The 20,282-nt window shown below is 72.0% G+C and carries 21 protein-coding genes and 1 riboswitch; of the genes, 10 read left to right on the top strand and 11 right to left on the bottom strand.

Going from position 1 to position 20,282, the window contains the following annotated elements:
- Positions 1-74 precede the first annotated feature (74 nt).
- The 3 genes from ACWIF2_RS29415 to ACWIF2_RS29405 form a co-directional block, all read right to left on the bottom strand.
- Positions 75-476 carry a DUF3040 domain-containing protein gene (locus tag ACWIF2_RS29415; RefSeq protein ID WP_184596525.1) on the bottom strand — a complete coding sequence of 134 codons (402 nt, stop codon included), beginning with the start codon at positions 474-476 and terminating at the stop codon, positions 75-77.
- Positions 477-756: 280 nt separating this feature from the next.
- The gene (locus ACWIF2_RS29410; RefSeq protein ID WP_454363790.1) at positions 757-1,632 is read right to left on the bottom strand and encodes a methyltransferase; all 876 of its coding nucleotides are present in this window, start codon (positions 1,630-1,632) and stop codon (positions 757-759) included.
- 196 nt (positions 1,633-1,828) lie between these two features.
- On the bottom strand, positions 1,829-2,392 hold the full coding sequence (locus ACWIF2_RS29405) for an SAV_6107 family HEPN domain-containing protein (RefSeq protein WP_454363789.1): 564 nt from the start codon (positions 2,390-2,392) through the stop codon (positions 1,829-1,831).
- A 179-nt stretch (positions 2,393-2,571) separates the two neighbouring features.
- Here ACWIF2_RS29405 and ACWIF2_RS29400 point away from each other — a divergent pair, with 179 nt between their 5' ends.
- The 4 genes from ACWIF2_RS29400 to ACWIF2_RS29385 all read left to right on the top strand — a co-directional run bounded on the left by ACWIF2_RS29400 (position 2,572) and on the right by ACWIF2_RS29385 (position 7,957).
- Positions 2,572-3,330, top strand: coding sequence for an ATP-binding cassette domain-containing protein (locus tag ACWIF2_RS29400; RefSeq protein ID WP_454363788.1), 759 nt, complete (start codon positions 2,572-2,574; stop codon positions 3,328-3,330).
- A complete protein-coding gene (locus ACWIF2_RS29395; protein ID WP_454363787.1) occupies positions 3,302-5,386 on the top strand; it encodes a YhgE/Pip family protein in 2,085 nt (694 codons plus the stop codon). Before ACWIF2_RS29400 ends, ACWIF2_RS29395 begins: the two co-directional genes overlap by 29 nt.
- 47 nt (positions 5,387-5,433) lie before the next feature.
- Positions 5,434-6,063: a TetR/AcrR family transcriptional regulator gene (locus tag ACWIF2_RS29390; RefSeq protein ID WP_454363786.1), complete on the top strand. Its 630-nt coding sequence runs from the start codon at positions 5,434-5,436 to the stop codon at positions 6,061-6,063.
- Positions 6,064-6,454: 391 nt separating this feature from the next.
- Positions 6,455-7,957: a phytoene desaturase family protein gene (locus ACWIF2_RS29385; RefSeq protein WP_454363785.1), complete on the top strand. Its 1,503-nt coding sequence runs from the start codon at positions 6,455-6,457 to the stop codon at positions 7,955-7,957.
- Positions 7,958-7,985: 28 nt separating this feature from the next.
- On the opposite strand, the gene ACWIF2_RS29380 is transcribed toward ACWIF2_RS29385, so the two are convergent.
- The 6 genes from ACWIF2_RS29380 to ACWIF2_RS29355 all read right to left on the bottom strand — a co-directional run bounded on the left by ACWIF2_RS29380 (position 7,986) and on the right by ACWIF2_RS29355 (position 13,151).
- Positions 7,986-8,927 carry an SCO2102 family sporulation regulator gene (locus ACWIF2_RS29380; RefSeq protein ID WP_454363784.1) on the bottom strand — a complete coding sequence of 314 codons (942 nt, stop codon included), beginning with the start codon at positions 8,925-8,927 and terminating at the stop codon, positions 7,986-7,988.
- A 56-nt stretch (positions 8,928-8,983) separates the two neighbouring features.
- Positions 8,984-9,907, bottom strand: a complete 924-nt coding sequence (gene metF, locus ACWIF2_RS29375; protein ID WP_454363783.1) for a methylenetetrahydrofolate reductase [NAD(P)H] — start codon at positions 9,905-9,907, stop codon at positions 8,984-8,986.
- A 104-nt stretch (positions 9,908-10,011) separates the two neighbouring features.
- A complete protein-coding gene (gene thiE, locus ACWIF2_RS29370; protein WP_454363782.1) occupies positions 10,012-10,668 on the bottom strand; it encodes a thiamine phosphate synthase in 657 nt (218 codons plus the stop codon).
- Positions 10,669-11,070: 402 nt separating this feature from the next.
- Positions 11,071-11,436, bottom strand: coding sequence for an Rv2175c family DNA-binding protein (locus ACWIF2_RS29365; protein WP_386632340.1), 366 nt, complete (start codon positions 11,434-11,436; stop codon positions 11,071-11,073).
- Positions 11,437-11,526: 90 nt separating this feature from the next.
- Positions 11,527-12,768: an NAD(P)/FAD-dependent oxidoreductase gene (locus tag ACWIF2_RS29360; protein ID WP_454363781.1), complete on the bottom strand. Its 1,242-nt coding sequence runs from the start codon at positions 12,766-12,768 to the stop codon at positions 11,527-11,529.
- A gap of 32 nt (positions 12,769-12,800) precedes the next feature.
- Entirely contained in the window at positions 12,801-13,151 is a 351-nt protein-coding gene (locus ACWIF2_RS29355) for a hypothetical protein (RefSeq protein WP_454363780.1), read from the bottom strand.
- A 52-nt stretch (positions 13,152-13,203) separates the two neighbouring features.
- Positions 13,204-13,315: riboswitch (TPP riboswitch) on the top strand.
- Here ACWIF2_RS29355 and thiO point away from each other — a divergent pair.
- From thiO to ACWIF2_RS29330, 5 genes are all read left to right on the top strand, one after another.
- Positions 13,313-14,482 (top strand): glycine oxidase ThiO, encoded by a 1,170-nt coding sequence (thiO, locus tag ACWIF2_RS29350; protein ID WP_454363779.1) that lies wholly within the window; start codon positions 13,313-13,315, stop codon positions 14,480-14,482. It overlaps the preceding riboswitch by 3 nt.
- Entirely contained in the window at positions 14,479-14,679 is a 201-nt protein-coding gene (thiS, locus tag ACWIF2_RS29345) for a sulfur carrier protein ThiS (protein WP_454363778.1), read from the top strand. Before thiO ends, thiS begins: the two co-directional genes overlap by 4 nt.
- Before the next feature lie 2 nt (positions 14,680-14,681).
- Positions 14,682-15,479, top strand: a complete 798-nt coding sequence (locus ACWIF2_RS29340; RefSeq protein WP_454363777.1) for a thiazole synthase — start codon at positions 14,682-14,684, stop codon at positions 15,477-15,479.
- A gap of 232 nt (positions 15,480-15,711) precedes the next feature.
- Positions 15,712-17,646, top strand: a complete 1,935-nt coding sequence (pknB, locus tag ACWIF2_RS29335) for a Stk1 family PASTA domain-containing Ser/Thr kinase (protein WP_454363776.1) — start codon at positions 15,712-15,714, stop codon at positions 17,644-17,646.
- A 59-nt stretch (positions 17,647-17,705) separates the two neighbouring features.
- Positions 17,706-18,584: a deoxyribonuclease IV gene (locus ACWIF2_RS29330; protein ID WP_454363775.1), complete on the top strand. Its 879-nt coding sequence runs from the start codon at positions 17,706-17,708 to the stop codon at positions 18,582-18,584.
- 18 nt (positions 18,585-18,602) lie between these two features.
- Here ACWIF2_RS29330 and ACWIF2_RS29325 read toward each other — a convergent pair whose 3' ends face one another.
- Complete coding sequence (locus tag ACWIF2_RS29325) at positions 18,603-19,253, bottom strand: sulfite oxidase-like oxidoreductase (RefSeq protein WP_215122006.1); 651 nt, start codon at positions 19,251-19,253, stop codon at positions 18,603-18,605.
- Positions 19,254-19,428: 175 nt separating this feature from the next.
- On the opposite strand from ACWIF2_RS29325, the gene bfr reads away from it, so the two are divergent.
- Positions 19,429-19,905 carry a bacterioferritin gene (gene bfr, locus ACWIF2_RS29320; protein WP_031107638.1) on the top strand — a complete coding sequence of 159 codons (477 nt, stop codon included), beginning with the start codon at positions 19,429-19,431 and terminating at the stop codon, positions 19,903-19,905.
- 7 nt (positions 19,906-19,912) lie between these two features.
- Here bfr and ACWIF2_RS29315 read toward each other — a convergent pair whose 3' ends face one another.
- A complete protein-coding gene (locus tag ACWIF2_RS29315) occupies positions 19,913-20,155 on the bottom strand; it encodes a bacterioferritin-associated ferredoxin (RefSeq protein ID WP_399020723.1) in 243 nt (80 codons plus the stop codon).
- Positions 20,156-20,282 lie beyond the last annotated feature (127 nt).

The raw sequence follows: 20,282 nt of genomic DNA, 5'->3' as shown, positions 1-20,282 counted from the left end.
AGGGGGTGACCACCAAGTCGGTGGTCACCCCCTGACTCACGTCTTCGCGTAGTCCCGGAGAGCTGTGCTCCGGGCTAGTGGCCGCCCTGTTCGTCGCGGCGCTTCTGCCAGCGCTGCTCGATGCGGTCCATCATGGAGCGCTTCTGCCGGCCGCCCTGGCGGCGGGCTTGCGGTCCGGCGGCGCCTGCCGCCTGTTCGCCCGGCTTGGGGGCCTTGCGCCAGCCGGTCACGGCGAGCACCGCACAGCCCAGCATGACGAGGAAGCCCACGACGCTGAGCCAGACCTGCTTGGCGACCATACCGGCCATGAGGAGCGCAATACCTACGAGGAAGCCCGCGACCGCCTGGTAGACCCGTCGCCGGGTGTACGTACGCAGTCCGCTTCCCTCGAGCGCCGTCGCGAACTTGGGATCTTCGGCGTACAGCGCTCGCTCCATCTGCTCGAGCATGCGCTGCTCGTGCTCCGAGAGCGGCACGGAGTCCTCCTCATCGTGCAGTCGCCGGGGGCGACCCGGGGGGTCTCTTCAGGATAGGCAGGGAATCGCCCCCGTGAAACCCGCCCCTCTGCGCCAACTGACCAACCGGAACCCGCCATGGACGTCCCGGCTCGCTGAGGCTTCCATTCCCCGGCGGCCGACCCGTCATGCCGGACCGGTCTCCCTCGATCATACGGCGCCAAGCCCCCATTCGGGGGGCCTGTGGCGTACTCCATGCACAGTCAAGGCGCTGATCAGGGGTGGTACCTCACGAAGCGGCTCAGGCCTCGACCGCCCCACCGGTCTCGCCGGCCCCGCCGGTCTCAGCGGCCCCACCGGTCTCACCACCTGTCTCACCCAGCACATGCAGTTGCGTGGCCACCGAGTGGAAGGCCGACAGCTCGGCCGCGGCCTCCTCCAGCTTCAGCAGCGCTTCCAGGGCTCCGGGCTCGGTGTCCACGAGGACGCCGGGCACGAGGTCGGCGAAGACCCGCACGCCGTGCACGGCGCCGACGCGCATGCCCGCGCCCTCGACGAGCCCCTTGAGCTGCTCGGCGGTGAAGCGGCGCGGCACCGGGTCACCCGTGCCCCATCGGCCGTTCGGGTCGTCGAGCGCCTGCTTGGCCTCCTTGAAGTGACCGGCGAGGGCGCGGGCGAGCACGGCACCCCCGAGACCGGCGGCGAGCAGGCTCAGGACGCCCTCCGGGCGCAGGGCGGCCACCGCGTTGCGGACGCCCTCGGCGGGGTCGTCCACGTACTCCAGGACGCCGTGGCACAGCACCACGTCGTAGCCGCCGCGCTCGGCCACGTCGAAGAGGCCGTGGGCGTCGCCCTGCACGCCCTTCACCCGGTCGGCGACACCGGCTTCGGCGGCGCGGCGCTCCAGGGCGAACAGCGCGTTGGGGCTGGGGTCGACGACGGTGACCCGGTGGCCGAGGCGGGCGGCGGGCACCGCGAAGTTGCCGCTGCCGCCTCCGGTGTCGAGGACGTCCAGCGACTCCCGGCCCGTGGCCTTCACCCGGCGTTCCAGGGCCTCCTGGAGGACCTCCCAGACCACGGCCGTGCGAAGCGAGGCGCGAGACCGGGAAGGGCCGGAACGCAGCGACGCCGGTTCAGCGTGGTGGTGGGAGACGGGTGGGCGCATCGGGTCCGACACGGCAGTTGACTCCTCGGCGCGGCACCGCCTCTTGCGCGGCGGAGCGAACGGGGCGCCTCCCCCGGCCCCGGCTGCGGGGAGGGAAGACTTCAGGCGTCTCCCACCCTATTGCCTCGGACACGGCGGGCCGCATGAGCGGTCCCGCCATGGCCCGAGCCGGTGCCGGCCGGGCGGATCCGGGGCGCCGGCCTCCGGGTCAGCCCGCGTCCGGCATGTCCCTCCCCGCACCGGGATCCTCCGGCCGGTCCTGGTCCGGGCGCGGTTGCGGGAGGACCGGCTGGAGGACGAGCATGCGCTCGACGAGGCGGAGGAACATCGCCACGTCCCGTATCAGGTCGTCGGCGTCCCGGACGCTCGCGGCGCCCTGGATGCCCGCCTCGGCGCGGGCCCGGCGCCGGGCACCCGCGGCGAACAGCGCGCTCCACTCGGTCAGTTCGGGCGCGATCTCGGGGAGAACTTCCCAGGCGCTCCGGATCTTGGTCCGGGCCCGGGTCGAGGTCTCGGGCCTCCCCCGGGCGGCGAGGACGGCGGCGGCGGTGCGGAGGGCGGCGAGGTGGGCCGTCGCGTAGCGCTCGTTCGGTGTGCCCAGGGTGGTGGCCTCGTCGAGACCGGAGCGGGCCTGGGCGAGCAGGTCGAGGGCGGCGGGCGGGGCCGTGGCCCGGCGCAGCACGGGGTGTACGTCGCTCGCCGGTCCGGTCAGTGAGGGGGCAGGGCCGGTGGCGCGGCGCCGGCGGGCGGCTGCTGCGTGGTAGCTGGCCATGACGAACCTCCTGTCGTCGTGTGACGGCGGCTCCTCCCAGGGAGTGCCGTATGTGACCCATCGTGAGGTATGGCACTGACAATCCGTTCTGACCTGCGGTTTTGCTTCGATCGTGGGTTCGGAGTAGTTTTTGCACTGACCAGTCAGTTCAATTTCAGGTTCACATTCAGGGGAGCCCCGTGGGGGAACAACCGGGAGGGGTGCGGGTCGCCGCCGAGGGCCTTGGGATCAAGGGGCCGCGCGGGTGGGCGTTCCGCGGGATGTCCGTCGACGCCGAGCCGGGGTCACTCATCGCGGTCGAGGGCCCGTCCGGGTCCGGCCGCACGTGTCTGCTGCTCGCGCTGACGGGCCGGATGAAGATCACGGAGGGCACGGCAGCCATCGGCGAGGCCAGGCTGCCCAAGCAGCTGTCGGCGGTGCGCCGCGTCAGCGGTCTGGCCCATGTGCCCGGGGTCACGGACCTCGACCCGGCCCTTACCGTCGGCGAGCACCTGCGCGAACGGGCCCTGCTCCAGCGGCGGTTCGGCGACTCCCTGCGCGGGCTGCTGCGGCCCCGCGGCGAGCGGGTGGCCGAGGCGAGGCAGCGTGTCGACGCCGCACTGACCGCGGCCGGCCTCGACCTGGAGGCGTTGCCCAAGGGCCCCCGTACCGCCGTACGCGATCTGGAACGCCTGGAGGCGCTGCGGCTGTCGGTCGCCCTCGCCCTCGTGGCCCGGCCGCGGCTGCTCGGGGTCGACGACACCGACCTCAAGCTCTCGGACGGCGAGCGGGACGAGGTCTGGGCACTGCTCAAGTCCCTCGCCGACGCCGGGACGACGGTCGTGGCGGTGTGCAGCGAGGCACCCGAGGGCGCCGTCAAGGTGTCCGCCCGTCAGAACACCCATCAGAGCGAGGACAAGGAGAAGGCCGATGCGCTCGCCGAGACTGGCCGCGCTTGAGCTCCGCCGCTTCGGCCGGGGGAAGCTGCCGCGCGCCGCACTGGTCGCGCTGCTGGTGCTGCCGTTGCTGTACGGCGCGCTGTACCTGTGGTCGTTCTGGGACCCCTACGGCCGGCTGGACCGTATCCCCGTGGCGCTCGTGAACGACGACAAGGGGGCGACCGCCGACGGGAAGAAGGTGACGGCGGGCGACGACATCACGGAGCGGCTGCGCGACAGCGAGACCTTCGACTGGCAGGAGGTGAGCGCGGCCGAGGCCCGTAGGGGCGTCGAGGACGGCACCTACTACCTGTCGCTCACCATGCCCGGCGACTTCAGCGAGCGGATCGCATCCAGCTCCGGCAAGTCCCCGGAGACCGGCGCCCTCCAGGTGCGCACCAACGACGCGAACAACTACATCGTCGGGCAGATCTCCCGGACGGTGTTCAGCGAGGTGCGCCAGGCCGCGTCCACGAAGACGTCACGGTCCTTCCTGGACAAGATCTTCGTGTCGTTCTCCGACATCCACGGCGAGACCGTGAAAGCCGCGAAGGGCGCCGACAAGCTCAAGGGCGGCATCGGGAAGGCCGAGAAGGGCTCCAAGGACCTCGCCGACGGCCTGAAGGACGCCAAGGACGGCAGCGGGAAGCTGTCCACGGGCCTGAAGAAGCTCAACACGGGCGCGGGCGACGTGGCGGACGGCACGAAGCGGGTCGCGGAAGGCACGCAGGTTCTCGCCGACAAGGTCAACACGAACGCCCGCAAGGTGGGCCCCTTCCTGAAGGGCAACGAGAAGACCATCGGCGACACGGCCCAGCTCGTCGCCGACACCTCCGGCGTGATCCGCAAGCACCTGGACACCCTGGCGGAGCGGGCCCCGGCCGCAGCCAAGGGCGCCCGTACGGCGTCGGACACGCTCAACGGCGTCTACGCCAGGCGCTGCGACGACCCCGTCCTGCCCGACGCCGCCTGCGCCGACCTGAAGAAGGCCAGGGACGCGGCCGCCGACGTGGCCACCATCGCCGACGACCTCGACACGCTGATCGCTGACCAGAACGGCGACCTGACCAAGCTCGACAAGAACCTCGCCACCCTCCAGAAGCAGTCCCAGGCCCTCGCCGACCGCGCGCCGCACCTCTCCGAGGACCTCGACGACGCCGTCAAGAAGATCAACAAGCTGAACGACGGGGCGACCCAGGTCGCCGCGGGCGCGAAGAAGCTGCACAAGGGCATCGGCACGGCCAAGACCGGTGCCACCGACCTCGACAAGGGCGTCGGCGATCTGAAGACCGGCGCGGACGACCTCAACGGCGGCATGTACAAGCTCGTCGGCGGCTCCGGGAAGCTGGCCGGCGGACTGCACGACGGGGCCGAGCAGATCCCCGACTACGACAAGCAGGACCGCGACCGGCGCACCGAGGTCATGGCCGACCCCGTGCGGCTCGCCTCCCAGGACCTGCACAAGGCGCCCAACTACGGCACCGGCTTCGCCCCGTACTTCATCCCGCTGTCGCTGTGGGTGGGCGCGATGGTGGCGTACATGCTGATCACGCCGATGAACCGGCGCGCGCTCGCCGCGGGCGCCTCGGCGTGGCGGATCGCGCTGGCCGGCTGGCTGCCGGTGGTGGCGATCGGGGTGCTCCAGACGGTGGCCCTGATGTCGGTGCTGCACTGGGCCGTCGGCCTGGAGATGGCGCGGGCGGCCGGGACGGTGGGCTTCCTGTTCCTGGTGACGGCGTGCTTCGCGGCGATCGTGCAGTGGCTGAACGCGCGCTTCGGGGCGGCGGGCCGGATCCTCGTCCTCGCCCTGCTGATGCTCCAGCTGACGTCGGCGGGCGGCACGTACCCCGTGCAGACCAGTCCCGGCTTCTTCAACGCGCTCCACCCCTTCCTGCCGATGAGCTACGTCGTGGAGGCCCTCAGGAGGCTCATCACGGGCGGCGGTCTGGAACCCGTGTGGCACGCGTGCGTGGTGCTCACGGCGTTCACCGCGGGCGCCCTCGCGCTGACCGCCGTGGCGGCCCGCCGCCGCCAGGTGTGGACCCTGGACCGGCTGCACCCGGAGCTGAGCCTGTGAGCCCTTCCGTCGCGTCTCCCGGAAAGGTTCCTGTGACAATCAGGGCCATGGAAAGCAGCAGTGCAACGTCGGGCGGCAGCACGCGCCGCGAGGCCACCCGGCAGAAGCTCTACGAGGCGGCCGTCACGCTCATCGCCGAGCAGGGCTTCTCCGCCACGACCGTGGACGAGATCGCCGAGCGTGCCGGGGTCGCGAAGGGCACGGTCTACTACAACTTCGCGAGCAAGTCCGTCCTCTTCGAGGAGCTGCTGCGGCACGGAGTGGGCCTCCTCACCGCCTCCCTCCGGGAAGCGGCCGAGCGGACCGCCCGGGAGGGCGGCACCAAGGTGGACGCGCTGGACGCGATGATCCGCGCGGGCCTGGTCTTCATCGACCGCTACCCGGCCTTCACCCAGCTGTACGTGGCCGAGCTGTGGCGCACCAACCGGACCTGGCAGTCCACGTTGATGGTGGTCAGGCAGCAGGCCGTCGCGGTCGTGGAGGGCGTACTGCGCGACGGCGTCGCGGGCGGCGAGTTCAGCGAGGAGATCGACGTCCCGCTGACCGCGTCCGCGCTGGTCGGCATGGTCCTGGTCGCCGCGCTCGACTGGAAGTCCTTCCAGCCGGAGCGCTCCCTGGACGACGTCCACGCGGCACTGTCCCGGCTGCTCCAGGGGAGGGTGAGCGGCTGCCGCTGAGGACGCGGCAGGCGCGGACGTGAAGGCGCCGGTCCGCTGTGGCCGCGTCCCCCGCGGGCCACCTCGAACCGGCGCCTTCCCTGCTCCCCCTCTTTTCCTGCTCCCCCGTGCGTCCCCCGCAGGACCCCCGTGCGGTCGTCCCCCGGTTCTCCCCCGTGTCTCGCTCCCGCCGACAAGGCCGGCGGAAGGAGCGGATCGCGGGCCGGCCCCGTTCCGGCGCCCCGTGTCGCCGGTGCCGGAGCCGTGCCCCTTTCCGTGGCTCCACTCTCTCGTTCCCGCCGGCCGTCCCCCATCCGCGCGCGTACTCAACTCCCCCACTAGGTACTGGTACTCAGCCCTGCGCACGCGGCACCAGAACGCTCTGTCAGTGGGGGCGGATAGAGTCCTTCGCATGGCACGGATTGCGGTGATCGGCGCCGGGATGGGCGCGCTGACGGCTGCCGCCCGGCTGGCCGTAGCGGGCCACCGGGTGGTGGTGTACGAGCGGACGGACACGTACGGCGGAGCGCTGCGCCGCTTCGAGCGTGACGGATTCTCCTTCGACACGGGCCCCGGCCTGCTCCCGCTGCCGGCCGTCTATCGCGATCTGTTCGTCAAGACCGGCAAGGAGCCGCTGGAGGCGTGCGTCGAGCTGGTCCAGGTCGACCCCTCGTCCCGGCATGTGTTCGCGGACGGCACCGGGGTGTCGCTGCCGAACGCCTCGCGCGCGGGCGTCGTCACCGCCCTGGACGAGGGCCTCGGCCCGGGCACCGGGGCCCGGTGGGGCGACTTCCTGGTCCGCGCCCGCGAGGCCTGGGACCGGACCCGCCGCCCGCTCCTGGAGGAGCCGCTGTGGCCGAACTGGCAGGTGCTGGCCGAGCGCGAGCCCTACCCGGCGGTGCCCCACAAGCGGCTGCTCCGCACCCGCCGGGCCGGGACGCTCGCCGAGATCGGCGCCTGGGAGCTGCGCGACCCCCGGCTCGCCGCCCTGCTGGAGAGCCACGCCCTCACCCAGGGCCTGGACCCGCGGGTCACCCCGGCGAGCGCGGCCGTACTGCCGTACATGGAGCACGCCTTCGGTGTCTGGTACGTGCGCGGGGGCCTGCGCGAGCTGGCGCGGGCGGTGTACGAGCGGTGCGTGGCCAGAAAGGTCGAGTTCCGTTTCGGCGCCGACGTGACCGGGGTGCTGGAGAAGGACGGGCGGGCGTCGGGGGTGGAGCTCGCCGACGGGACGGTCGCGGAGGCGGACTTCGTGGTCGCCGGTGTCGCGCCCGGCACTCTGGACCGGCTGACGACGGGGACCGTGGTGCGGGGCGACGGCGAGGTGTTGCCGCAGCCCGCGTCCGCCAGTCGGCTCTCAGTGCTGCTGGGCCTGCGCGGCGGCCGTCCCGAGGGCACGGCACACCGCACGGTGGTGCACGCGGCGGACCGGGAGGCCGAGCTGGACGCCCTGTTCGGCACCGCGGGGGCGGCGGCGCAGCCCACGGTCACGGTCCTGCGGCCGGACGACCCGGCACTGGTCCCGGACCGGGAGCACGAGGCGGTCACCCTCACGACGGTGGTGCCCGCCCGGCCCGAGGGGCGCCAGGCGTCCTACGACGACCTGGCCGACACCATGATCGGCGTCGCCGAACGGGCCGTACCCGACCTGCGCGACCGTCTCCTGTGGCACGACGTGCGCACCCCGGCCGACATCGCCGAGGCGACCGGCGCGGAGGGCGGGGCCGTGCCGGTACAGGCGCTGGCGGCGGCCGACGGGCGATTGCTGCATCCGTCCAACAGCACGCGCGTACCCGGCCTGTTCACCGTCGGCGGCTGGGCGCACCCCGGCGGCGGACTGCCGCACGCGGGCATGTCGGGCGCGCTGGTCGCGGGACTGATCGTGGAGGGGCCGGGCTTCCGGGGCTCCCAGTGAGCCCACCGCCCCCGGCGGGGTTCAGGCTTCAGAAACGGTACTGCTCGTCGAATCCGTTGCCCTGCGGCTGCTGCTGCCCGTTGCCCTGGTAGGGGTACGGCTGCTCCGGCGGCAGCTCCTGCCCGTACTCGTCGGTGCGCTGCTGCGGGACCCACACACCGCCGGGCGGGGACTCGCCTCCGTAGGTGCCGGCGTACTGGTCCTGACCGTAGCCCTGCTGCTGGCCGTAGTACTGCTGGTCGCCGTAGCCGGTGTCGTACGAGGTCCCGCCGTAGGCGGAATTGCCGACGTACGGGTCGGAGTAGGCGGCGTACTGCTGCTGGCCCGTGGCGTCGTAGCCCTGCTGCTGGCCGTAGCCCGAGTAGTCGTAGGCGTAGGACTGGTCGGTGCCCTGGGCCGTGGCGGCGTACTGGTCGTGCGGCGGGCCCTGCTGGTAGCCGGTGTCGCCGTAGACGCCGTAGGAGCCGGTGTCGTCCGGGATGGGCTGCGGCTCGTACACGGCGGTGGTCTCGGCGGCCGTCGGCTGGACCGGGCGGGCGGGGGTGAAGACGTCGTCGCGGTCGTAGTCGTCGCTCTGGCCGTAGGAGGCGGCGTCGTGACGGTAGTCGCCGCCCTCGTCGCCGTAGCCGCCGCCCGCCGTCTCCAGGCCGGAGACCTCGAGGGTCGGCTCCTGGCGGCCCCGCTCACCGCGGCCGCGCTTGCTGCCGCCCAGCATCGGGGCGTTCATCGCCCAGCCGGCCGCGAAGCCGCTGCGGAACGACAGGGTGACGTAGGTCTGCCCGACCGCGAAGGCGGCCGCGCCCAGTCCGATCACGACGACCGACGGGATCAGGACACCGACGACGACGCCGAGGAAGCCGGCGAAGGCCAGCAGCCGCCAGCGCAGCCGCGCCTTGTACTGCAACAGCACCTCGCCCAGCAGCCACAGCGCGACGACGCCGAACGCGATGTAGAGGACCGCCCAGCCCATGTTCGCCCCTCTCCCAGTGGCCGCTACGCAGTGTGTCGTATACCGGTGCGAACGGTCTAGGCCTGCGATGGGTGGTGCAGGCCCAGGTTCTCGTAGATTTCCAGGGTCGCCGTGGAGTTGTTGAGCGTGATGAAGTGCAAGCCGGGCACTCCCTCGGCGAGCAGCCGAGCACAGAACTCCGTGGCGAATTCGATCCCAATGGAGCGTACAGCGGCCGGATCGTCTTTTGCTGTGAGGATCCGCTCTTTCAGGGCGGCCGGGAACACGGCGTTGGTGAGGGAGGGGATCCGCGCCAGCGACTTCACACTGGCGATCGGCATGATCTCGGGGATGATCGGGGTGTCACAGCCCGCTGCCGCGACCCGGTCGCGCAGCCGCAGGTAGTCCTCCGGCTGGAAGAACATCTGCGTGATCGCGTAGTCCGCGCCCGCGCGGCACTTGTCCACGAAGTGGCGGACGTCGGCGTCCCAGTCGCTGGAACGCGGGTGCATCGCGGGGAAGGCGGCGACGCCCACGCAGAAGTCGCCGGACGCCTTGATCAGCTCGACCAGTTCGGCAGCGTAGGCGAGCCCGCGCGGGTGCGGCACCCAGTCGCCCATCGGGTCGCCGGGCGGGTCGCCGCGCAGGGCGAGCATGTTGCGGATCCCGGCGTCGGCGTACTGGCCGATGATGTTGCGCAGGTCGGCGACCGAGTGGTCGACGGCCGTGAGGTGCGCGATCGGGGTGAGGGTGGTGTCGGAGGCGATCGCCTCGGTCGCCTTGACCGTGCCCGCGCGGGTGGAACCGCCCGCGCCGTAGGTCACGGAGACGAAGTCGGGCGCCACCGCCTCGACCCGGCGCAGGGCGTTCCACAGGTTCCGCTCGCCCTTCGGGGTCTTGGGCGCGTAGAACTCGAACGAGTACGTCGTCTTGCCTGTCGCGAGCATGTCTCGGACGGTGCGTGCGTGGTCCGACCTGATGGATGCGGTGCCGAGGGCCATACCGGCAGGTTAGCCAGGGGCGGTCGGTCACCCAACCGGGCATCGATATTTGCCCGATTTGTGTACTTGCTGTCCACCCCTTGGACATCCGTCCGACCGTCGGACTACTTCTCCCGCAGCCTCTTCGCGAACTCGGTGGCCGCCGCTCCCGGGTCGTCGGCCTCGGTGATCGCCCGTACGACGACGGCGCGCCGGGCGCCCGCCTCCAGGATCTGGTCGAGGTTGCCGAGGTCGATGCCGCCGATGGCGAACCAGGGGCGGTCGGTGCCGAGGGCGGCGGTGTACCGGACCAGGTCCAGGCCGGGGGCGTGGCGGCCGGGCTTGGTGGGGGTGGGCCAGCACGGGCCGGTGCAGAAGTAGTCCACGCCGTCCTGGGCGGCGGCCGCGGCGGCCTCGGTCTCGGCGTGCGTGGAGCGGCCGATCAGGACGTCGTCGCCGAGGATCGCGCGGGCCGACGGGACCGGGAGGTCGCCCTGGCCGAGGTGCAGCACGTCGGAGCCGGCGGCGTGGGCGACGTCGGCGCGGTCGTTCACCGCGAGGAGCTTGCCGTGCCGGGCGCAGGCGTCGGCGAATACCGCCAGGTGCTCCAGCTCCTCGCCCGCCTCCATGCCCTTGTCCCGCAACTGCACGATGTCGACCCCGCCGGCCAGCACGGCATCGAGGAACTCCTCGAGATCGCCCTGCCGCTTGCGGGCGTCGGTGCAGAGGTAGACCCGGGCGTCGGCGAGCTGGGCCCGTGCGGTGGTGGCGGTGTCGGGCATGCGTGACCCCCTGGGTGTCGGTGGCGTGCGGGTGCGGACACCCGTGCCGGTGGCGGTGGCGTACGGGCGCGAGTCGCACCCGGACCGGTGGCACCCAGGTGCGAGACGCACCCGGGCCGGTGGCGTAACGGCCCGAGTCGCACCCGGGCCTGTGGTGAACGGGCGCGAGTCGCACCCGAGCCGGTGGCATAAGGGCGCGAGAGGCACCCGGGCCTGTGGAATTGCCGGGCACCCAGGGCGCCCGTGCCGGTGTCGGCGCCGGGCGGGCGGTGGCCCACGCCCCGAGCGGGCGCGAGCCACCCCCGGACCGTGGCCCCACGGGCCCCGGCCCTCACACCGGGCAGATCTTCGGGTCCGGCCCCGCTCGCACGGCACCGGACGGTTTGTTCGGTCGAGGTCGGGTCAGACCGCGAGCGCCTGGGCGCGGCGCTTCACCTCCGTGCCGCGATTCTCACTCAGTGCCTGCGCCGGGGTGCCGGGCAGGCTCGGGTCGGGGGTGAAGAGCCACTCCAGCATCTCCTCGTCCGTGAAGCCGTCGTCCCGCAGGAGCGTCAGGGTCCCGGACAGGCCCTTGACGACCTTCTCCCCGTCGATGAAGGCGGCGGGGACGTGCAGCGCGCGGTTCTCACCTCGGCGTACGGCGATGAGCTGGCCGTCCTTGACCAGCTGCCGCACACGCGTCACCTCGACACCGAACTGTTCGGCGATGTCGGGGAGGGTGAGCCAGGCGGGGACGAGAGCATCGATCTTTGCGTCAATCTCGGTCACGGAAACCAGCCTGCCATCCGCCACTGACAGTCGGAAGTCAGCCCGGCCCACCTGGGCGGACAACAGGCCCCCCGACAGCGCCCCGGACAGCTACGCCGTCGCCGCCTTCAGCGGCCTCGCCGGGTCCTCCAGCAGTACCGGATTCATGGCGGCGCCCGACTCGATCAGGCGACGCCCCTGCGCCAGGTCCCGGGGCCGGCCCACCGCCAGCAGGGCGACCAGCCGGTCCCCGCGGAGCCAGCAGACCGTCCAGGCCGGCCCGGCCGGGTCGCCCCGCCACAGGGTCGTGTCGGCGCCGGCGTGGTGTCCGGCGTACTGCACGAACCGCCCGAACTGCTCGGACCAGAAGTACGGCACCGGGTCGTACACCGCCGGGGTCTCCCCCGAGGCCCGGCCGACGATGTTCAGGGCCACCGTGCGCGGCCCCTGGAGTGCGTTGTCCCAGTGGTGCACCAGGAGGCGCTCGCCGTACCGCCCCGAGGGGAAGGATGCGCAGTCGCCGACGGCGTACACGTCCGGCGCCGAGGTCCGCAGGTGCTGGTCGGAGATGATCTCGCCCTGAGGACCGAGCTCCACTCCGGAACCGGCCAGCCACGCCGTGGCGGGGCGGGCGCCGATGCCGACCACGACCGCGCCCGCGGGCAGCCGGGTGCCATCGTCGAGGAGCACCGCCCCGGGCTCGACGCGCGCCACGCGCGCGTGGGTGCGCAGCACCGCGCCCGCGTCGGCGTACCAGCCGGCCATCGGGGCCGCGACCTCGGCGGGCAGTGCCCCGGCGAGCGGCCGTTCGGCGGCCTCCACGACGGTCACCGCGCAGCCGGCCTCGCGCGCGGCGGTGGCGAACTCGGCGCCGATCCAGCCCGCGCCGACGACCACGATGTCGTGCTTGCGGGCCAGCACGGGCCGCAGCCGCTCGGCGTCGTCCAGGGTGCGCAGCAGATGCACGCCCGGCACGCCCTCCGCGCCGGGCAGCCGGACCGGTTCGGCGCCGGTCGCGACGACGAGGGCGTCGTACGGCACAGGCCCGTCCTCGGTGTCCAGCTCGTGGTCGCCGGGGCGCAGGCCCAGCACCTCGCAGCCGAGTCGCAGCTCGATGCCGAGGGCCTCGAAGTCGAGGTCGAAGGCGGAGCCCTCGGCCTTGCCCAGCAGGACGGCCTTGGACAACGGGGGCCGGTCGTAGGGCTGGTGGGGCTCGGCGCCGAGGAGGACCACGGTGCCGGTGAAGCCCTGCTCCCGCAGGGCGACCGCGGTCTGCACACCGGCCATGCCCGCACCCGCCACGACCACGCGCCGCGGCGCGGACGGACCTGCTTCCTGCGTCTGCTCGCTCACCTGATCACCATAGACACCTGACGTTTTGTCAGTCAGTGCTCATGCGCAGTGACCTGCTCCACAACGCTCGTCCCGCTGCCCTGCTGCGACTCCCACTCCCACGTCTCCTCCAGCCGCACCCGCCCGCCGGGCAGCTCCACGACCGTCGACACACAGTGCCCCGAGGAGGTGGTTCCGTCCTGCTTGAGCTGTACGTACCGGAAGTCCAGCCGGTCACCTTCCCGGGTACCCACGAGGTGGCCGCGTACGACGTCGCCGCCGGTGTACTCGGCCCAGATCTCGCCGTCCTTCTCGTGGTACGTGAACCGGGTGCGGGTCCCCACCTGGCCAGGCGCCTGGTCGGCGACCGGGGCGAGGAGAAGACCATCGAGGGATCGGGCCATGCGCTGAGGCTCCCTTACTGCGGCATACGGCATCGGGCTAGGGTGGCCAACGTAGAGCACTCGCGGGAGCCCGGACGCACCGGGCTGAGAGGGAGGCTGGCGGCCTCCGACCGTACGAACCTGATCCGGGTCATGCCGGCGAAGGGAGGGGCTGGACGCCCATGTCGCGTACGCGAACGTCAGACGTCCTCGTCATCGGGGGCGGCATCATCGGCCTGGTCACCGCGTGGCGGGCCGCACAACGCGGGCTCGCCACGGCCGTGGTGGACCCCGAGCCGGGCGGCGGGGCAGCACAGGTGGCGGCCGGCATGCTGGCCGCCGTCACGGAACTGCACTACGGCGAGCAGACCCTGCTCGGCCTGAACCTCGCCTCCGCCCGGCGCTATCCGGACTTCGCCGCCGAGCTCACCGACCTCACGGACCACGACCTCGGCTACCGCCGCTGCGGCACGCTCGCCGTCGCCCTGGACGCCGACGACCGGGCGCATCTGCGCGAACTCCACGCCCTGCAGCAGCAGTCCGGCCTGGAGTCGCAGTGGCTGTCGGGGCGGGAGTGCCGTCGCCTGGAGCCGATGCTCGCGCCGGGCGTGCGCGGCGGGCTGCGGGTCGACGGCGACCACCAGATCGACCCGCGGCGGCTGTCGGGGGCGCTGGCGACGGCGTGCGAGCGGGCGGGGGTGGTCTTCCACCGGGCGTGGGCGGAGCGCCTCACCGTCGTACGGGACCGGGCAGCGGGCGTCGTCACGGCCGACGGGACCGCCCTGGACGCCGGGCAGGTGGTGCTGGCCGGGGGCAGCCTCAGCGGGCGGCTCGCGGGCGTCCCCGAGGATGTGCTGCCTCCCGTGCGGCCGGTGAAGGGGCAGGTCGTACGGCTGACCATGCCGGGGCGGCACGGCCCCTTCCTGAGCCGGACCGTGCGCGCGGTCGTGCGCGGCAGCCATGTCTATCTGGTGCCGCGCGAGAGCGGCGAGCTGGTCATCGGGGCGACCAGCGAGGAAACGGGCTGGGACACCACCGTGACCGCGGGCGGCGTGTACGAGCTGCTGCGCGACGCGCACGAGCTGGTACCCGGCATCACCGAGCTGCCGTTCACGGAGACCCGGGCAGGACTGCGGCCCGGCTCCCCCGACAACGCGCCGCTGCTCGGCCCGACCGGGCTCGAGAGTCTGCTGCTGGCCACCGGGCACTACCGCAACGGTGTCCTGCTCACCCCGGTGACCGGCGACGCCATGGCGCACGCCCTGACGGCGGGCGAACTCCCCGAGGAGGCCCGTCCCTTCACCCCGAAGCGCTTCAGTACCGCCACCGCACTCACGGAGCAGCCCGTATGAACATCTCGGTCAACGGGGAGCCCCGGGACGTCCGGCCCGGCACGGCTCTCGACGCCGTCGTGAGGTCGCTCACCGCCTCACCCTCCGGAGTGGCCGCCGCCCTCAACGAAACCGTCGTCCCGCGCGCGCAGTGGCCGGCCACGTCCCTCGCCGAGGGAGACCGCGTGGAAGTCCTCACCGCCGTCCAAGGAGGCTGACCATGGCCGACGATCCGTTTGTCCTCGGTGGTACGTCCTTCACGTCCCGCCTGATCATGGGTACGGGCGGGGCTCCCAGCCTCGACGTGCTGGAGCGTTCCCTGGTCGCCTCGGGGACGGAGCTGACGACGGTCGCGATGCGCCGGGTGAACCCCTCGGTGCACGGTTCCGTGCTCTCCGTCCTGGACCGGCTCGGCATCCGGGTGCTGCCCAACACGGCGGGCTGCTTCACCGCCGGAGAGGCCGTCCTCACAGCCCGTCTCGCGCGCGAGGCCCTCGGCACGGACCTGGTCAAGCTGGAGGTCATCGCCGACGAGCGCACGCTGCTGCCGGACCCGATCGAGACGCTGGAGGCGGCCGAGACGCTGGTCGACGACGGGTTCACGGTGCTGCCGTACACCAATGACGACCCCGTGCTGGCGCGGAAGCTGGAGGACGCCGGCTGTGCGGCGATCATGCCGCTCGGCTCGCCGATCGGCTCCGGGCTCGGCATCCGCAACCCGCACAACTTCCAGCTGATCACCGAGCACGCGCGTGTGCCGGTGATCCTGGACGCCGGCGCCGGTACGGCGTCGGACGCGGCGCTGGCGATGGAGCTGGGCTGCGCGGGTGTGATGCTCGCCTCGGCGGTGACGCGGGCGCAGGAGCCGGTGCTGATGGCCGACGCGATGCGGCATGCCGTGGAGGCGGGACGGCTGGCGTACCGGGCCGGGCGCATCCCGCGGCGGCATTTCGCGGAGGCGTCGTCGCCGGGTGAGGGCATGGCTGTGCTGGATCCGGAGCGACCTGCTTTTCAGTAGCTGTGCGAGGCCGCTGAGGTCGGGTGGGTCCGCGGCCCGGCGGTGCGGGGTGCCTCCCCCACTCTCGGCTTCGCTCGAGCGGGGGGACCCCCACCGCCCACCCGTGCCGCCCCGAGCGGCACGCCTGCCCGCAGGCCAGGCAGGTAGGGCACACGTCACAGGTCAGTCGCAGTACCGGCGCGAATCCGGACGGGGCGGCGGGCTGTCGGTCGTGGCTCGTACACTCGCCTCCGTGGACACGACCCTTCAGGACCCCTTGGTCGGGCAGGTGCTCGACGGCCGGTATCGCATCGACGCGCGGATCGCCGTCGGCGGGATGGCGACGGTCTACCGGGCTGTGGACACCCGGCTGGACCGCGTTCTCGCGCTCAAGGTGATGCACCCCTCGCTCGCCGTCGACAGCTCATTCGTCGAGCGGTTCATCCGCGAGGCGAAGTCCGTCGCCCGACTGGCCCATCCGAACGTGGTGCAGGTCTTCGACCAGGGCACCGACGGCTCCTACGTCTATCTCGCCATGGAGTACGTCGCGGGCTGCACCCTGCGGGACGTGCTGCGCGAGCGCGGGGCCCTGCAGCCGCGGGCCGCCCTGGACATCCTGGAGCCGGTGCTGGCCGCGCTGGGCGCCGCCCACCGCGCCGGGTTCGTGCACCGGGACATGAAGCCCGAGAACGTCCTGATAGGGGACGACGGCCGGGTGAAGGTCGCCGACTTCGGACTCGTCCGTGCCGTGGACACGGTGACGAACACCACGGGGACCGTGCTCGGCACGGTCGCGTACCTCGCGCCCGAGCAGATAGAGAACGGCACCGCGGACCCCCGCGTCGACGTGTACGCGTGCGGGGTGATGCTCTACGAGATGCTGACCGGCGACAAGCCGCACGACGCGGACTCCCCGGCCGTGATCCTGTACAAGCACCTGCACGAGGACGTTCCGCCGCCGTCGGCCGCCGTGCCCGGTCTGGCCTACGAACTGGACGAGATGGTCGCCTCGGCGACCGCCCGCACCCCTGATATCCGCCCGCACGACGCGGTGTCGCTGCTCGCGCAGGTCCGCGACGGGCGCGCCGGGCTGAGCGCGGAGCAGTTGGACATGGTGCCGCCGCAGGCGCTCTCCGCGGAGCACGACGGCGCCGACGACCGTACGAGCGTGATCCCGCGCGCGCTGACCACACCGCGCCCGCTGCCGGTCAACGAGGACGACGAGACGTCCGAGGCGGCGCTCAACCGCACCAGCCGTTTCGAGTCCCCGCCGCCTCCGCCGTCCCGGCGCCGCCCGGGGTCCCGGCGTGGTCCGCTGGCGATCGTCGTCGCCGTGCTGCTGGTGCTGGGCCTCGGCGGCGGCATCTGGTACATCAACTCGGGCCAGTTCACCGAGGTCCCCCCGCTGCTGGCGAAGACGCAGACCGAGGCCGAGAGCCGGCTGGAGGACGCCGGGCTCGATCTCGGCAAGGTCGAGCACGCCTACAGCGACACCGTGGAGCGGGGCCAGATCATCAGCTCCGACCCGAAGGCCGGGTCGCGCATCCGCGGCAACGACTCGGTGAGCATCACCGTCTCCGACGGCCCCGAGACCGTGCGGGTGCCCGCCCTGGAGGGCCAGAAGCTGGCCAAGGCGCGGGCCCAGCTGAAGGAGGACGGTCTTGAGCCGGGCATGGTCACCCGGGAGTTCAGCGAGGACGTGCCGAAGGGCTCGGTGATCTCCGCGCGGCCCGCCGACGGCACGAAGGTCCGCGCGGGCACGGCCGTCGCGCTGGTCGTGAGCAAGGGCAGCCCCATCGACATCCCCGACCTCACCGGCGCGGACGAAGCCGACGCCCGGGCGCAGCTGCAGGAAGCCGGGCTCAAGGTGAAGGTCGCCACCGAGCGGGTCAACTCCTCCGAGTTCGACAAGGGCCAGGTCGTCAAGCAGACCCCGAACGCCGGCGGCCGCGCGGCCGAGGGCGACACGGTGACGCTGACGCTGTCCAAGGGCCCCGAGATGATCGAGGTCCCGGACGTGGTCGGTGACAACGTCGACGACGCCACGCGGGCGCTGGAGAGCGCCGGGTTCCAGGTCGACGAGGACCGCGGTCTGCTCGGGCTGTTCGGCGACGAGGTCAAGGGGCAGTCCGTCGAGGGCGGCCAGACCGCGCCCAAGGGTTCGACGATCACCATCAAGATCAGGTGACGAGCGCGGGCAGGGAGCCCGTGGACGGGGCAGGGCCGGGCGCATGACACCCTGAACGGGTGAACAATCAGCTGTCCGGCCCCTCCCGCAACCCGGTGGGCGGCCATGTCCCCGTGGCCGGTGGGCTGCACTCCGTCGGTCTGTCGTACGCCCATGATCTGAAGGCGGAGACCGTCCAGGTCTTCGTGGCCAACCCGCGCGGCTGGGCCACACCGGCCGGGAACCCCAAGCAGGACGAGGCGTTCCGCGCGGCGTGCGAGGCCGAGTCGATCCCGGCGTACGTGCACGCCCCCTACCTGATCAACTTCGGCTCGCACACCGAGGCGACGGTGGAGCGGTCGGTGGAGTCGCTGCGGCACTCGCTGCGCCGCGGGCGGGAGATCGGGGCGCTGGGCGTGGTCGTGCACACCGGCAGCGCGACGGGCGGCCGGGAGCGGTCCGTGGCGCTGAAGCAGGTGCGCGAGCACCTGCTGCCGCTGCTGGACGAGCTGACCCATGACGACGACCCGTATCTGCTGCTGGAGTCGACCGCCGGCCAGGGCGCCTCGCTGTGCTCGCGGACCTGGGACTTCGGCCCGTACTTCGAGGCACTGGACGCCCACCCGATGCTCGGCGTGTGCCTGGACACCTGCCACATCTTCGCCGCCGGGCACGATCTGACCGGCCCGAGCGGCATGCACCAGACGCTTGACCTGCTGGTGGACACGGTCGGCGAGGGCCGGCTGAAGCTGATCCACGCCAACGACTCCAAGGACGTGGTGGGCGCGCACAAGGACCGGCACGAGAACATCGGCGTCGGCCACATCGGCGAAGACCCGTTCCGGGCCCTGATGACGCACCCCGCGACCGAGGGCGTACCGCTGATCATCGAGACGCCGGGCGGCAAGGAAGGGCACGCGGCGGACGTGGAGCGGCTGAAGAAGCTGCGCGACGGCTGACGGCTTCAGAGCTTCAGGTCAGAGGTCGGGGCCGTCCCCGGGCTCCTCCTGGTACGAGTAGCGCTGCTCCTGCCACGGGTCGCCGACGTTGTGGTAGCCGCGCTCCTCCCAGAAGCCGCGCCGGTCGGCCGTCATGTACTCCACGCCGCGCACCCACTTGGGGCCCTTCCAGGCGTACAGGTGGGGCACGATCAGGCGCAGCGGGAAGCCGTGCTCGGCGGTGAGGAGTTCGCCGTCCTTGTGGGTGGCGAACAGGGCCTGCTCGGAGGCGAAGTCGGACAGCCGGAGGTTGGAGCTGAATCCGTACTCGGCCCACACCATCACATGGGTGACGTCGTCGGCGGGCGGAGCGATGTCGAGGATCGTGCGCGCGGGGACCCCGCCCCACTCGGCGCCCAGCATGCTGAACTTGGTGACGCAGTGCAGATCGGCCACGACGGTGGTGTACGGCAGGGCCGTGAACTCCTCGTGGGTCCAGCAGTGCTTGCCGCCGCCGGCGGTGGCGCCGAAGACCCTGAACTCCCAGCGCTCGGGCCGGAACTTGGGGACGGGCCCGTAGTGCGTGACCGGCCAGCCGCGCTGCAATCGCTGTCCCGGCGGAAGCCCGGGCTGCGTCGCTCCTGCTGAATCGCGCCCTTCTCCCGATTCGCGTCCCACCGGCTGACCCATGTGTCCATCCTGACAGACCTCGGGTGATGCCCCTGACCCGGGCCATTCCAAAACGGGGCATTACGAACTAAGCATGCCCTTACTTACTAAGTGAAGACTTACTGGACGATCTTCTTCCGCGGTGGAATCATGCGGCGCAACCTGCCAGTTCTTACGCGTGGAAGGAGCCTCTGCGATGCAGGGCGACCCCGAGGTCCTCGAATTCCTGAACGAGCAGTTGACCGGCGAGCTGACGGCGATCAACCAGTACTGGCTGCACTACCGGATCCAGGACAACAAAGGCTGGACCAAGCTCGCCAAGTACACGCGTGAAGAGTCCATCGATGAGATGAAGCACGCGGACAAGATCACCGAGCGCATCCTCATGCTGGACGGTCTGCCCAACTACCAGCGGCTCTTCCATGTCCGGGTCGGCCAGACGGTCACCGAGATGTTCCAGGCCGACCGGCAGGTCGAGGTCGAGGCGATCGACCGTCTCAAGCGGGGCATCGAGGTGATGCGCACCAAGGGCGACATCACGTCGGCGAACCTCTTCGAGTCGATCCTCGAGGACGAGGAGCACCACATCGACTATCTGGACACGCAGCTCGAGCTCATCGAGAAGCTCGGCGAGGCGCTGTACATCGCGCAGCAGATCGAGCAGCCCAGCTAGGACCCGCCTAGGCGGCGTCCTCCAGATCCGACAGGTCCGAGAGCACCGGTTCGCCCCGGTCGGCCATGTCCCGGCGCGGGCACGCGCCCCTGCCGAGGATCGCCTGGATACGGCGTACACACGACCCGCAGTCCGTGCCCGCCTTGCAGGCCGAGGCTATCTGGCGGGGAGTGCAGGCGCCGCTGTCCGCGTGCTGCTTGACCTGCTGCTCGGTGATCCCGAAGCAACTGCAGATGTACACGCGGCTCACCTCCCGGCGGGGTTTCGTTCTCTGGTGCCGTCCCGTTGATCGGTGAGGCTAACCTAACCTTACCCGCCGGGTGGGAGCCACAAAAGTGGAGAGGGGCGCGGATCGTGTGATCCGCGCCCCCAGACAA

This window comes from Streptomyces sp. NPDC055506 (genome assembly GCF_053643595.1).
Note: the sequence above shows the minus strand (reverse complement) of the source record. Positions and strands in the feature narration are given on the sequence as shown.